Annotated in this window: 14 protein-coding genes and 1 pseudogene; all 15 read right to left on the bottom strand. The window is 71.9% G+C overall.

The window, feature by feature from the left end; genetic code table 11:
• Positions 1-156 (bottom strand): annotated as a pseudogene (locus ABZ809_RS08535) (electron transfer flavoprotein subunit alpha/FixB family protein); the annotation flags it as partial.
• A gap of 11 nt (positions 157-167) precedes the next feature.
• A complete protein-coding gene (locus ABZ809_RS08530; RefSeq protein WP_357561811.1) occupies positions 168-947 on the bottom strand; it encodes an electron transfer flavoprotein subunit beta/FixA family protein in 780 nt (259 codons plus the stop codon).
• Positions 944-1,816, bottom strand: a complete 873-nt coding sequence (locus ABZ809_RS08525; protein ID WP_357561810.1) for an enoyl-CoA hydratase — start codon at positions 1,814-1,816, stop codon at positions 944-946. The genes ABZ809_RS08530 and ABZ809_RS08525 overlap by 4 nt, the downstream gene beginning before the upstream one ends.
• A gap of 79 nt (positions 1,817-1,895) precedes the next feature.
• Positions 1,896-2,912 carry an acyl-CoA dehydrogenase gene (locus ABZ809_RS08520; protein WP_357561809.1) on the bottom strand — a complete coding sequence of 339 codons (1,017 nt, stop codon included), beginning with the start codon at positions 2,910-2,912 and terminating at the stop codon, positions 1,896-1,898.
• Positions 2,913-2,918: 6 nt separating this feature from the next.
• On the bottom strand, positions 2,919-4,058 hold the full coding sequence (locus tag ABZ809_RS08515) for an acyl-CoA dehydrogenase family protein (protein WP_357561808.1): 1,140 nt from the start codon (positions 4,056-4,058) through the stop codon (positions 2,919-2,921).
• A gap of 1 nt (position 4,059) precedes the next feature.
• A complete protein-coding gene (locus ABZ809_RS08510) occupies positions 4,060-5,310 on the bottom strand; it encodes an acyl-CoA dehydrogenase family protein (RefSeq protein WP_357561829.1) in 1,251 nt (416 codons plus the stop codon).
• 29 nt (positions 5,311-5,339) lie between these two features.
• Entirely contained in the window at positions 5,340-6,314 is a 975-nt protein-coding gene (locus ABZ809_RS08505; RefSeq protein WP_357561828.1) for an NADPH:quinone oxidoreductase family protein, read from the bottom strand.
• Between the two features lie 12 nt (positions 6,315-6,326).
• The gene (locus ABZ809_RS08500; protein WP_357561807.1) at positions 6,327-7,115 is read right to left on the bottom strand and encodes an enoyl-CoA hydratase family protein; all 789 of its coding nucleotides are present in this window, start codon (positions 7,113-7,115) and stop codon (positions 6,327-6,329) included.
• Positions 7,112-7,633, bottom strand: a complete 522-nt coding sequence (locus ABZ809_RS08495; protein WP_357561806.1) for a MaoC/PaaZ C-terminal domain-containing protein — start codon at positions 7,631-7,633, stop codon at positions 7,112-7,114. Before ABZ809_RS08495 ends, ABZ809_RS08500 begins: the two co-directional genes overlap by 4 nt.
• Entirely contained in the window at positions 7,630-8,103 is a 474-nt protein-coding gene (locus tag ABZ809_RS08490) for a MaoC family dehydratase N-terminal domain-containing protein (protein ID WP_357561805.1), read from the bottom strand. Before ABZ809_RS08490 ends, ABZ809_RS08495 begins: the two co-directional genes overlap by 4 nt.
• 62 nt (positions 8,104-8,165) lie before the next feature.
• Entirely contained in the window at positions 8,166-8,963 is a 798-nt protein-coding gene (locus ABZ809_RS08485) for an SDR family oxidoreductase (protein WP_357561804.1), read from the bottom strand.
• Complete coding sequence (locus tag ABZ809_RS08480; RefSeq protein ID WP_357561803.1) at positions 8,956-9,831, bottom strand: SDR family NAD(P)-dependent oxidoreductase; 876 nt, start codon at positions 9,829-9,831, stop codon at positions 8,956-8,958. The genes ABZ809_RS08485 and ABZ809_RS08480 overlap by 8 nt, the downstream gene beginning before the upstream one ends.
• 2 nt (positions 9,832-9,833) lie before the next feature.
• On the bottom strand, positions 9,834-10,949 hold the full coding sequence (locus ABZ809_RS08475) for a nitronate monooxygenase (RefSeq protein ID WP_357561802.1): 1,116 nt from the start codon (positions 10,947-10,949) through the stop codon (positions 9,834-9,836).
• The gene (locus tag ABZ809_RS08470) at positions 10,946-11,773 is read right to left on the bottom strand and encodes a CoA-transferase (protein WP_357561801.1); all 828 of its coding nucleotides are present in this window, start codon (positions 11,771-11,773) and stop codon (positions 10,946-10,948) included. The genes ABZ809_RS08475 and ABZ809_RS08470 overlap by 4 nt, the downstream gene beginning before the upstream one ends.
• A complete protein-coding gene (locus ABZ809_RS08465) occupies positions 11,770-12,630 on the bottom strand; it encodes a CoA-transferase (RefSeq protein ID WP_357561800.1) in 861 nt (286 codons plus the stop codon). The genes ABZ809_RS08470 and ABZ809_RS08465 overlap by 4 nt, the downstream gene beginning before the upstream one ends.
• Between the last annotated feature and the right edge of the window lie 57 nt (positions 12,631-12,687).

The following is a 12,687-nucleotide window of genomic DNA, read 5'->3' as shown; positions in this document are numbered from 1 at the left end:
ACCCAACCTGGCGCTCAACGCCTCCACGGCACCAGGGCCACCGAGCACCACCGCACTCGGCGTACCCAACTCCCGAGCGAGGGTGAGCATCTCCAAAGTGACCTTCTTGACGCCGAACTCCCGAGTGGCTTCGACGACGACGAGAACCTCAGACATGACCCAACCCCTCACACGAACTTCTCGGCAGCAAGGAACTCGACCAACTTCACGCCGCCCTCGCCCTCATCGGTGACCTTCGCACCACCCGAACGCGGCGGACGCCTGCTGTGCTCCAACACGGCACTCGTCGCACCCTCGAAACCCACCTCGCCCGCGGCGACACCCAGGTCACCCAACGACAGCGTCTGCACCGGCTTCTTCTTCGCCGCCATGATGCCCTTGAACGACGGATACCGCGGCTCGTTGATCGTGTCCCACACCGACACCACAGCAGGAGCGGTGGCGGTCACCACCTCGTAGCCCTCCTCCGTCTGCCGCTCCACCGTCAACGTCACACCATCAACCGTCAACTTGCGGGCACCCGTCAACGCCGCCACACCCAACCGCTCAGCAATCATGTGCGGCAACACCTGCACCCGACCATCAGTCGACTCACTACCACACAACACCAGATCCGCGTTCAACTGACCGAGCGCAGCAGCGAGCACCCTCGACGTGGCCACCGCACACGACCCGTGCAGCGCATCGTCCACCACATGCACCGCCTTGTCCGGACCCATCGACAACGCCTTACGGATCGACTCCGTCGCCCGATCCGGACCCATCGTCAGAACCGTGACCTCACCCCCGTGAGCCTCCCTGACCTTCAACGCCTCCTCAATGGCGTACTCATCCATCTCATTGATCACGTTGTTCGCCGAACCGCGGTCGACAGTGTTGTCGTCAGTACGCAGGCTGCGGTCCGCGCCCGAATCAGGCACCTGCTTGACGAGTACGACGATGTTCATCGCGCCTCTTCCCTTCTCGCGGCGTCACGCATGCTCCGGGCGTCCTGGCCACCGAGGGGATCGTTGCCCACCTCGGCGTTGTGCGCGTGGGCCGCGTGGTGCAGCCCGAACACCGAATCCATCCCGGCCCGCAGGCCCATGAGGTCCTCGGCCTGGTTGACCGCCTTCTTGGTCAGTGCAAGACCCAGCCGCGGCATCTGTGCGATCCGTGCGGCGAGCCCCATGACCTCCGCCTCGAGATCGTCCCTGGCGACGACCCGGTTGACCATGCCGAGCTCGGCCGCGCGCGCCGCCGGCATCCGGTCGCCGGTGAAGAGGAACTCCTTGGCGAACCGCGGACCCAGCACCCACGGGTGGGCGAAGTACTCGACCCCGGGGATCCCCATGCGCACGACCGGGTCGGCGAAGAACGCGTCGTCCGAAGCGACGATCAGGTCGCATGACCAGGCGAGCATGAGGCCACCGGCGACACACGCTCCCTGCACCATGGCGATCATCGGCTTGGGCAGCTCACGCCAGCGGCGGCACATCCCGAGGTACACCTCGGACTCCCGGGCGAACCTGCTGTCCACTCCGGCCTTTCCGACATGGTCCCACCACAGGCCGGCCCGCCGGTCGAACGACGAGTCGATGTCACGGCCCGGCGTGCCGATGTCGTGGCCGGCCGAGAAGTGCTTCCCCGCACCTGCCAGGACGATGACCTTCACCTCGTCGTCGGCGGCCGCGCGGTAGAACGCGTCGTCGAGGGCATAGGTCATCGCCGAGTTCTGCGCGTTGCGGTACTCCGGCCGGTTCATCGTCACGACGGCCACCGGCCCCCGCGTCTCGTACCGGACGACCTCCACCGCCGCGTCGCTGGTCTCGCTCATCTGGATCTCCTTCTCGCCCCGGTTCGGGTGCACATCGTGAGGGTCGTGGGCCGCCGGTGCGGGCCTGCCGGGCAAGCGGTCAGGACGCGGGGCGCGCGCCGGTCAGGCCGACACCGAGGTCCGCCAGCAGAGCCGCCCGATGCCAGGCGGAGCTGCCCCACGACGATTCCAGAGCCCACGACCGCTTGAGGAACAGCTGCAGGTCGTACTCGGTCGTGTAGCCGATCGCGCCGTGGCACTGCAGGGCGGCCCGGCCCACGACGTGCGCCGCCTCGGACGCCAACGCCTTGGCCGTCGCCAGTGAACGCAGCCGGCCCGGGACGCCTGCGGCCAGCTCGAACCCGGCCGTCGCCACCACCGGCGCCGCGAACTCCAGTTGCAGCAGCGCCGTGGCGAGGTGGTGCTTGACCGCCTGGAAGCTGCCGATCGGCACCCCGAACTGCTCCCTGGTGCGCACGTGCTCGACCGTGAGATCGAGCATCCGTCGGGACAGCCCGATGAGCTCGGCCGAGGCCGCCAGCACTCCCCGCTCCCAGGCCAGCCTCACCACCTGCGGGTCGTCCACGGTCGCCACGAGCCGCGCGTCCGCGTACCCGGTCAGGTCCAGCGCGAAGTCCACCGACGGCGACGCCGAGGCCGTCGCCTCGGACACGTCGAAGACCTCGATCCGACCGGTCCCGCCGAAGCCGCCGCTCAGCACCACGTCGACACCGGAACCGAACGCGACCCGCCCGGTCGCCGCAGGGTCGGCACCGACCGTCAGAGACCCCCCGACCAGGCCCGCCAGCAAATCCGGGGCGCCCGAGACGAGCACCGCCGGAGCCACCGCCAGGGTCGCCGTGAGCGGCAGCGGAGCGGCGGCGTACCCGATCTGCTCGAAGACCGACACGAGATGGTTCTCGTCCAGGCCCAGCCCCCCGTCGTCCTCGGTCACGAGCAGCCCCGCCACGCCGAGGCCCGCCAGGCTCTCGGCCAGCGAGGCCACCTGCGCCGACCCGGCTCCGGCGCGCACCGTCGCCGGCGGGCACCGTTCGGTGAGCACCTGACGGACGACCGCCGCGAGCTCACGCTGCTCGTCACTCGGAGCGAAACGCACGCCTGGTCACCTCCTCGGCAGACCGAGCAGGCGCTCGGCGATGATGTTGCGCTGGATCTCGTTGGTGCCCGCGTAGATCGGGCCCGACAGCGAGAACTGGTAGCCGCGGGTCCAGGGGCCGTCGACGAGCGCGTCCGGACCCAGCAGTTCCAGCGCCGTCTCGTGCAACGCGATGTCCAGCTCGGACCAGAAGACCTTGTTGAGGCTCGACCGCGCGCCGGCCGGGCGCCCCTCGACGATGTCGGTGACCTGCGCGAGCGTGAACTGCTGGTAGGCGTGCGCCTGCATCCACGAGCGCGCCACCCGGTCGCGGAGCAGATCGGTCGCCGCCTCGGCCCGGTCGCCTGCGAGTGCCACGAGCGCGTCGGCCGCCTTGAGGAAACGCCCCGGCGAGCGCAGCGTCAGGCCCCGCTCCGACCCGGTCGTCGACATCGCGACCGACCAGCCCTGGTCGACGCCGCCGAGAACCGCCGAGTCCGGCACGAACGCGTCCTCGAAGAACACGTCGGCGAATCCCTCGTCGCCGTCGAGCCGGTCGAACCCGCGCACCGTCACGCCCGGGGTGTCCAGCGGCACGAGGAAGTACGTCAGTCCCCGATGCCGCGCGGCCTGCGGGTCGGTGCGGAACAACCCGAACAGGTGGGTGCAGAACGCGCCCCGGGTCGACCACGTCTTCTGCCCGCTCAGGCGCCACCCGCCGGCCTGCTCGTCCCGCACCGCCTGGGATCGGATCCCCGCCAGGTCGCTGCCCGCGCCCGGCTCCGACCAGCCCTGGGCCCACAGGTCCCGCGCCGCCGCCATCCGCGGCAGCAGCTCGTCCTGCTGCTCCTTCGTGCCGAACTCGAAGATCGTCGGGGCCAGCAGGAAGATGCCGTTCTGCGTCACCCGCTGCGGCGCAGCGGCCCGGTAGTACTCCTCCTCGAAGATGAGCCACTGCCATATCGAGGCCTCGCGGCCGCCGTACGCCTCGGGCCACGACACGACCGACCACCGGTCCGCGTGCAGCGCCCGCTCCCACTCCAGGTGGGCGGCGAAGCCCGCCGCGGTGTCCCCGGAGGGCAGCGGCTGCCGCGGCACGTTCGTCGCGAGCCAGTCGCGGGCCTCCGCCCGGAACTGCTCGTCCTGCGCCGACCAGGTCAGGTCCATCTCAGCCCTCCCCCGTCTCGGCGGCGCCCGTCGGCGCCGTGTCCCGGTAGCGGCGTAGTTGGGTGCGCGCCACCGTGCGCAGGTGCACCTCGTCCGGGCCGTCGGCGATGCCGAGGATCCGGGCGCTGGCCCACATCCGGGCGATCGGGAAGTCGTCGGTGACCCCACCGCCGCCGTGTGCCTGGATCGAGCGGTCCAGCACGTTGCGGGCGACCCGCGGCGCGACGACCTTGATCGCGGCGATCTCGGTCGCCGCGCCCTGGGCCCCGACCCGGTCGATGAGCCAGGCCGTCTTGAGCACGAGCAGGCGGGCCTGCTCGATCTCCAGGCGGGACTCGGCGATCCAGGTGCGCACCACGCCCTGCTCGGAGAGCGGGCCGCCGAACGCCTCGCGGGCCATCGTCCGGCGCACCATGAGTTCGAGGCCCCGCTCGGCCATGCCGAGGCAGCGCATCGCGTGGTGGATGCGGCCCGGGCCGAGGCGGGCCTGGGCGATCGCGAAACCGTCGCCCTCGCCGCCGAGCAGGTTCGTGACCGGCACCCGTACGTCGTCGAACCGGATCTCGCAGTGGCCGTGCTGGTCGTGGTAGCCGAAGATCGGCAGCGAGCGCACGATCGTCACCCCGGGGGTGTCGACCGGCACGAGAAGCATGGACTGCTGCCGGTAGACGGCTGCCTCCGGGTCCGTCTTGCCCATCAGCACGAGGATGTCGCAGCGCGGGTCCGCCGCGCCGGTCGTCCACCACTTGCGTCCGTTGACGACGTACTCGTCGCCGTCGCGCACGATCGAGGTGGCGATGTTGCGTGCGTCGGAGGAGGCCACGTCCGGCTCGGTCATCGCGAAGCCGGAGCGCATGGTGCCGGCGAGCAACGGGGTGAGCCACCGCTGCTTCTGCTCGCGCGTGCCGAACATGTGCAGCAACTCCATGTTGCCCGTGTCCGGCGCGGCACAGTTGAGCGCCTCGGGGGCGAGGTAGGGCGAGCGTCCGGTCTCCTCGGCCAGGTAGGCGTACTCGAGGTTGGTGAGGCCCGACAGGTCAGGCAGGAAGAGGTTCCACAGCCCCAGCCTGCGCGCCGTCTCCTTCAGCTCTTCGACGACCGGCGGCAGGACGTGGGACACTCCCCCGTTCTCGCGGGCCGCGGCACCGAGCTCGGCGGCGTACACCTTCTCGGCGGGGTAGACGTGCTCGGCCATGAACGTGCGCAACGTCGCGAGCAGCTCGCGCGAGCGCGGTCCGGGGCCGAGATCCATCTGGGTCAGCTCGCTCGCGTCAGCCACCTTCATTCCCTGCCTGCTTTCATCCGGAGGGCGATCTTGCCGCGGGCGCCACGGTTCAGCACCGCGCCGAGCGCGCGGGCCGCCTCCTCCAGCGGGAGGACCTCGCTGACGTGTGGCCTCAGCCGGCCGGCGGCGATCCACCCGAGCAGCGTCGTCATGTTCGCGGCGTTCGCCTGCGGGTTGCGCTTGGCCCAGGCGCCCCAGAGGACCCCCAGCACCGCGCCCTCGGTGAGGAGCAGCCGGTTGAGCTTGACCTGCGGGATGTCGCCGGCCGCGTAGCCGACGGTGAGGAACCGCCCGGCCCACGCGAGGGTACGCAGCGCCGCGGTGGCGGCGTCGCCGCCGACGGGGTCGTAGACGACGTCGACACCGGCGCCGCCGGTCAGCTCGCGCACCGTCGCCGTCAGGTCGTCGTAGCCGATGGCGTGGTCGGCCCCGTGTGCCAGGCACAGCTCGCGCTTGTCCTCGCTCGACGCGGCGGCGATCACGGTCGCGCCGAGGGCCTTGCCGATCTGCACGGCGGTGAGGCCGACGCCGCCGGAGGCGCCGAGCACGAGCAGCGTCTCGCCGGCGGCGAGGCCGGCCCGGTCGACGAGCCCGTGGTAGGACGTGCCGTAGACGACGGGAATCGTGCTGGCCTCGACGAGGTCGACGCCCGCGGGCAACGGGTGGACCATGCGGGCGTCGACGAGCACCTGCGTGGCGTAGCCGCCGATGCCACAGAAGCCGGTGACGCGGGTGCCGACGGGCGGGCCGGTCACCCCGGCGCCGAGCGCCGCGACCGTGCCGGCGACCTCGCAGCCGGGCACGAACGGCAGCTCCGGCCTGGTCTGGTAGGTGCCGGCGACGATGAGACCGTCGGGGAAGTTCACCCCGGCGCCGACGACGTCGACGAGCACCTGCCCCGGGCCGGGCCGCGGCTGCGGCCCGTCGGTGAGCGTGAGCACCTCGGGGCCACCGAGCTCACGGACCACCATCGCACGCACGGCTCAGCCCTCGCTGCCCGGGCGCGCCGCCTTGTCGGTGCCGGCGAACTCGTCGCGGATCCGGTCGGCGACCCCGGTGAGGTTGAGTTCGAAGGTGAAGCCCTGCTCGAAGCGGTAGCTGCGGTTGACGTCCCACAGGTCGATGCCGTTGAGCGAGGCCTTGGCGGCCCGGATGACGACGGGGTCCTTCCCGGCGATCTGGGTCGCGACGGCGAACGCCGCCGCGCGCAACTGCGCGCGGGGTACGACGCTGTGGACCGAGCCGTACGCGTGCAGCTCCTGGGCGGTGGCCGTGGCCGAGGTGTAGACCATGGCGCGCATCCGGTGCTGGGGCACCATCCGGGACAGGTGGGTGGCGGCACCGAGGGCGCCACGGTCGACCTCGGGCAGGCCGAAGGTGGCGTCGTCGGAGGCGACGATGACGTCGGAGTTGCCGACCAGGCCGATGCCGCCGCCGAGGCAGAAGCCGTTGACGGCGGTGACGACCGGGACGGGGCACTCGTAGACGGCCTTGAACGCGGCGTAGCAGCCGCGGTTGGCGCCGAGCAGCGCGGTGAAGCCCTCGGTGTGCTGCATCTCCTTGATGTCGACGCCGGCGTTGAAGCCACGGCCCTCGGCGCGCAGCACGACGACCCGCACCGACTCGTCGGCACCGGCGGCGTCGAGGGCGGAGGCGAGTGCGAACCAGCCGGCCACGGGCAGCGCGTTGACCGGCGGGTTGTCCACGACGATCTCGGCGATCCCGTCGGGGTGCGTGGTCGTCGTCACGGACGGGTGGGTCGTGGGGGTCATCCCTGCTCCTCGGTGGTCTCGGGCTGCTCGCCGGTCCCGGGTGTCGCGGCGTCGGGGGCGGTATCGGGCAGCACGAACGTCGCCCACGCGGTGACGGCCGTCTCGCCCGTCTGGCGCCGGCAGGTCAGCTCGACGTCCACGCGGCCCTCACGACCGTCCTCACCCTCGATCACGTAGGTGCGCAGCGGAGCGCCCACGAGCGTGAGGGTGTCGCCCGGCCACACCTGGGCCAGGAACCGGATGCGGAAGTCCCGCACGTGAGGGCCGCCGAGCCAGTCGGTGGCGTAGGTGCCGAGCAGGCTGGCCTGCCACATACCCACCGAGAAGGGGCTCGGGAACCCGGCGGCGTGGGCGAAGACCTCGTCGTGGTGGATCGGGTTCATGTCACCCGAGGCGCCCTGGTAGCGGACGAAGTCGGTGCGGGTCACCGGGCCGTGGGTACGCGCCGGTGGGGCCGCCGGGACGGGCAGGCTGACCTCGGTCGTGCCGGGCCGGGTGGTGGCGGTCGTGTCGCTCATGCGGAGGCTCCGTCCTGCGTCGCGGCCCCGGTGTCCGGCGGGCGGGCTGTCTCGACACCGGTGAGCTTGGCCTGGGCGACGAGACGGCCGGTCTCGTCGCGGAAGTCCGTGTACATCACGGCGAAGGTCAGCTCACCGCCGCGGCGCCCCACCTTGGTGTAGATCTCGCCGATGCGCGACTGGCAGGTGAGCCTGGTGCCGGCGCGAGGCGGCTCACCGAAGAAGGTGTACTGCTGCTCGGCGTGCAGGCCGCGCTGCTGGTCGAGCTCGACCGCGGACCACGGGTTGGCGTCCTCGCCCTGCCAGAAGAAGGTCGTCGTGAGGAACGTCGGCTGTACGACCGGGTCCTCCTCCCGCAGGTAGGCCGCGTCGGCCGCTCCGGTGGCCAGCGCGAACTCGCGGATCTTGCCGCGCTCGACATCGAGCCGGAAGGGGGCGCCGGTGACGCCCTGCGCGTCGGGGTTGGCCACGACGGGCTCCTTTCGTTCGTCGGTGCGCGCCGGCGCGGGGGTCGCCGGCCTGCACCGGGTGGTCACGGGTGCTGGCTCGACACGGACACGACCTCGCCGGTCATGTACGACGAGTAGTCGCTGGCGAGGAAGACGATGACGTTGGCGATCTCCCACGGCGTCGCGGCCCGGCCGAAGGCCTCCTGGGCCGAGAGCTGGGCGAGCAGCTCGTCGCTTGTCACCTTGGCCAGGTGGGCGTGCACCGCGATGCTCGGGGACACCGCGTTGACCCGGATGCCGTGCTCGGCGACGTCGAGAGCCGAACACCGGGTCAGCGCCATGACGCCGGCCTTGGCCGCGGCGTAGTGCGCCTGCCCCTTCTGCGCGCGCCAGCCGATGACGGAGGCGTTGTTGACGATGACCCCCTTACCGGCCGGGATCATGTGCCGCAGCACCGACCGGGTCGCCTTGAACGTCGAGGTCAGGGTCACCGACAGGACGGCGTCCCACTGGTCGTCGGTCATGTTTTGCACGGCCGCGGTGCCGCCGAGGCCGGCGTTGTTGACGAGCACGTCGATGCCGCCGAGTTCGGCGGCGACGGTGTCCATGAGGTGGTCGAGCTGAGCCTGGTCGGTGACGTCGCAGGGCACCCCGAGCGGCCGGGTCCCGGTGAGGCGTTCGAGCTCGTCGACCGACTCGGCGAGGCGGCGCTCATGACGGTCGCTGACGGCGACACGCGCGCCTTCCTCGGCGGCGCGGCGCGCCGTCGCGAAGCCGATGCCGGTGCCGGCCGCGGCGGTGACGAGCACCGAGCGCCCGGAGAGCAGCCCGTGGGCGGGGCCGGCCCAGTCGGCGGCGCTGGTGTGGGCGGTGTCAGACACGGGTGGCCATCTCCTTCGCGATCTCCTCGACGCTCCAGCGGGCGCCCTTGTCGAGGGTCCAGTCGTAGCTCCACGGCGCGAAGCGCCGGATCTCGCCACCCTTGGCGTAGTACACCTCGCCGGTCACCGGCGCGCCGGCGGTGAGCAGCCAGGCGACGAGCGGGGAGACGTTGCCCGGGTGGTAGACGTCGAACGCGGCGGGGTCGGCCGGGGCGGCGACGATCTCGCCGATGCCGGGCAGGTCCTGGGTCATCCGGGTGCGCGCGACCGGGACGACCGCGTTGACGCGTACGCCGTAGCGGCCGATCTCCTGGGCGAGGATGACGGTGAGGGCGGCGATGCCGGCCTTGCCCGCGCCGTAGTTCGTCTGCCCGACGGCGCCGATGAGGCCTGAGGTCGAGGAGACGTTGACGATCGAGGCGACCGGCTGGTTGCCGGCCTTCGACTCGGTGCGCCAGTGGTCGGCGAACACCCGGCACGGCGCGAACGTCGCGCGCAGCTGGCCACGGATCACCGCGTCCCAGTCGTCCTCGCTCATGTTCACGAACATCCGGTCCCGCAGGATGCCGGCGTTGTTGACGAGGCCGTCGACGCGTCCGTAGGTGTCGCGGGCGAGCGCGAGCAGCTCGCGGGCGCCCTCGGTGGTGGCGACGTCCGCGGTGCTGGCCACGGCCTGCCCGCCGGCGGTCGTGATCTCGGCGGCGACGGCCTCGACGACCGAGGGGTCGCTGCCGGTGCCGTCGGCGGCGGCGCCGGTGTCGGCGACGACGACCGAGGCACCTTCGGCGGCGGCGAGCAGCGCGTGCTCACGGCCAAGGCCACGGCCGGCGCCGGTGACGACGACGACCCGTCCGTGCAGTGCTCCCATGACTAGTCCTCCTCGGGCGCGGCCGGGGCCGACGCGACCGGCGCGGGAACGCCCAGTCGGTCGAGGGTCCGGGTGGCCTCGTCGATGATGCGGTCGATGAGCTCGGCGACGCTCGGGACGTCGTCGATGAGTCCGACGACCTGGCCGGTGGCCATGACGCCGACGTCGGTCCGGCCCTCGAGCAGGGCCGACCGGTAGAGCATCGGAGCGTTGGCCGCCATGACGACCTGGCTCCACGTCAGGTCGTGAGCCTTGCGCATGGCCAGGCCCTCGCGGACCATGTCGCCCCACGGCGTGCCGGACAGCTTCTGGAAGGCGACGGCGTTGCGCACGGCCCGCAGCAGCCGGCCGGAGGCGGAGGTGCGCTCCAGCCTCTCGACCGTTCCGGCGCGCAACACGCGCTGCGGCACGCCGTCGACCTGCAGGGTCAGGACGGTGTCGTTGACCGTCTTGGCCAGGTAGACGTCCTTGACCGAAGGCTGGACCGGCGAGTCGCTGGTGAGCAGGAAGCGGGTGCCCATGGCGATGCCCTCGGCACCGTAGGCGAGCGCGGCGACGAGGCCGCGGCCGTCGAAGAAGCCACCGGCGCCGATGACCGGGATGTCGACGGCGTCCACGACCTGGGGCAGCAGCAGGCTGGTGGGCACCCCGCCGGTGTGGCCGCCACCCTCACCGCCCTGCACGATGACGGCGTCGGCGCCCCACGCGGCGACCTTCTCGGCGTGGCGGCGCGCGCCGATCGACGGGACGACGACGAGGCCGGCGTCCTTGCACCTGGCGAGGAGTTCCCGCTTGGGGGCCAGCGCGAAGGAGGCGACCTTGACGCCGGCCGAGATGAGCAGGTCGATGCGCTTGACGACGTCGGGCTGGTCGGCGCGGATGTTGACGCCGAACGGCGCGTCCGTGCCAGCCTGGATCTGTTCGATGGCCACGACGAGCTCGTCGTAGGACAGCAGGCCGGCCGCGAGGATGCCCAGCCCGCCGGCGTTGGCCGTCGCGGTGGTCAGGCGCACGTCGGAGACGTAGCCCATGCCGGTCTGGACGATCGGATACCGCACCCCGAACAGGTCGGTCGCCCGGGTACGCAGCCTCGGGTGCGGTCCCTCGGCCCCGCTCATGCCGGGATCTCGCGGTCGCGCAGCGAGCGGGGGTCGATGACCTCCCGGATGAGGCGCAGCTCCTCGGCGCTCGGCTCGCGGGTGGCCGGGACCTCGCCCTCGACGTGCAGGTCACAGCCGGTGGCCGCACGGACCTCCTCGAGCGTGACGCCGGGGTGCAGGCTGAGCAGGCGCAGCGCGCCGTCGGGGCCGCCGAAGTCGAGGACCGCGAGGTTGGTGACGACCCGGCGCAGATCGTGGTACGCGCTCGCGGCCGGGCCGGCGGCGCGGGCGCTGTCGGTGCCGACGCCGGAGACCATGTCGACGGTCGGGACGAAGGTGCGCGTCGAATGGTTGGGCACCCAGTAGCTGGTCGGGTGGTAGACGCTGTTGCCGGGGGCGCCGCGCACGCCGAGCAGCTGGACCTTGGGCTGGGCGTAGTCGCCGATGGCCGAGATGTTGGTGTTGCCGTGCCCGTCGATCTGGACCGGGATCATCATGACGTGCCGCTTGCCGTGCCAGACGAGGTCGAAGATCGTACGGAACGGGCTCCAGCCCTCGACGACGACGCCCTCGGTGGCGTGCGGGTCCGCGCCGATCTGCCAGGTGCCGGAGACGAAGTGGGCCTCGCCGTCGGTGAGCAGCAGGTCGGGGGCGACGGTGAGCCGCGCGAGGCGGACGCCGATGGCCGGGATCGTGCCGAACGCGCTGGCGATGGACTCGCCGTCACCGGCGAACGCGTCCGCCACGGCGACCGCGCAGTACTCGGCCCGGGTCACCGGCGCGTCGGCAGTGGTGGCGCTGCCCGTGGGCTGGTCCGCGGACTCGGTGACGGTGCTGCTCATGCGACCTCCTCGGCTCGGGCGGCGACGGCCGCCTGGTAGTCATCTTCCGTACCGGACAGGTACCGCTTCTCGAACTTGGCCCAGGCCTGCGGGTCGCCGGCGGCCTTGACGTACTCGCGCTGGAAGGCCTCGTCGCGCTCGTAGTCGGGGGCGCAGGAGGTGAAGTGCGCGCCGTTCGGGGTCTCCACGACGCCCGCGACGAGCTGGCGGTTGATCTTGATGGTCGCCGAGTGCCCGGCGGCGCTCAGCTCGGCCGTGGGCACGATCCGCTCGCAGGACATGAAGGCCTGGTCGGCGGCGAGGCAGTAGAGGTCGTCGAAGTACGGATCGGGCCCGAGGAACTGGCCGTTGCCCTGCGCGTCGGCGCGGTTCATGTGCACGAGGGCCGCGTCGAGGCGCAGCGGCGGCATGGCCACGAGCTGCTCGGTGCCGTACGGGTCCTGGACGAGCTTGAGGTCCGGATTGTGCTTCAGGACGTCCGACCCGAGCCCGGCGCGGGTCGGCAGGAAGGGCAGGCGGATGCCGGCGGCGTACAGCCCCCACTGGAGCATGCCCTCGTCGTACTCGGCGACCTCGACGGCGCCCCGCTGCCGCGCGGCGCGGAAGTGCGGGTCGAGGGCGATGCTGTCGAGCGAGACGAAACCGAAGACGACCTTCCTGACCTTGCCCGCGGCGCAGAGCAGGCCGACGTCCGGCCCGCCGTAGCTGACGATGGTCAGGTCCCTGAGGTCGGAGCGCAGGATCTCGCGTACGAGGGCCATGGGCTTGCGCCGCGAGCCCCATCCCCCGATGCCGATGGTCATCCCGGGTTCGAGCCGCGACACGGCATCGCGGGCTGTCAGAGTCTTGTCGGCCATGCGTCCCTCATCGTTCCGTCTCGGGGCACTGCTCGAGCGCGGTGGCGAGCGGTGCGA

The organism is Micromonospora sp. NPDC047074, assembly GCF_040643815.1.
Classification (GTDB): Bacteria; Actinomycetota; Actinomycetes; order Mycobacteriales; family Micromonosporaceae; genus Micromonospora.
This window is presented reverse-complemented; position numbering and strand designations above follow the sequence as displayed.

Bases quoted from the DNA above. Each gene is read 5' to 3' on its own strand.
- ABZ809_RS08530 (WP_357561811.1), bottom strand. From the start codon at position 947: ATGAACATCGTCGTACTCGTCAAGCAGGTGCCTGATTCGGGCGCGGAC.
- ABZ809_RS08525 (WP_357561810.1), bottom strand. From the start codon at position 1,816: ATGAGCGAGACCAGCGACGCGGCGGTGGAGGTCGTCCGGTACGAGACG.
- ABZ809_RS08515 (WP_357561808.1), bottom strand. From the start codon at position 4,058: ATGGACCTGACCTGGTCGGCGCAGGACGAGCAGTTCCGGGCGGAGGCC.
- ABZ809_RS08510 (WP_357561829.1), bottom strand. From the start codon at position 5,310: ATGGATCTCGGCCCCGGACCGCGCTCGCGCGAGCTGCTCGCGACGTTG.
- ABZ809_RS08505 (WP_357561828.1), bottom strand. From the start codon at position 6,314: ATGGTGGTCCGTGAGCTCGGTGGCCCCGAGGTGCTCACGCTCACCGAC.
- ABZ809_RS08500 (WP_357561807.1), bottom strand. From the start codon at position 7,115: ATGACCCCCACGACCCACCCGTCCGTGACGACGACCACGCACCCCGAC.
- ABZ809_RS08495 (WP_357561806.1), bottom strand. From the start codon at position 7,633: ATGAGCGACACGACCGCCACCACCCGGCCCGGCACGACCGAGGTCAGC.
- ABZ809_RS08480 (WP_357561803.1), bottom strand. From the start codon at position 9,831: ATGGGAGCACTGCACGGACGGGTCGTCGTCGTCACCGGCGCCGGCCGT.
- ABZ809_RS08475 (WP_357561802.1), bottom strand. From the start codon at position 10,949: ATGAGCGGGGCCGAGGGACCGCACCCGAGGCTGCGTACCCGGGCGACC.
- ABZ809_RS08470 (WP_357561801.1), bottom strand. From the start codon at position 11,773: ATGAGCAGCACCGTCACCGAGTCCGCGGACCAGCCCACGGGCAGCGCC.
- ABZ809_RS08465 (WP_357561800.1), bottom strand. From the start codon at position 12,630: ATGGCCGACAAGACTCTGACAGCCCGCGATGCCGTGTCGCGGCTCGAA.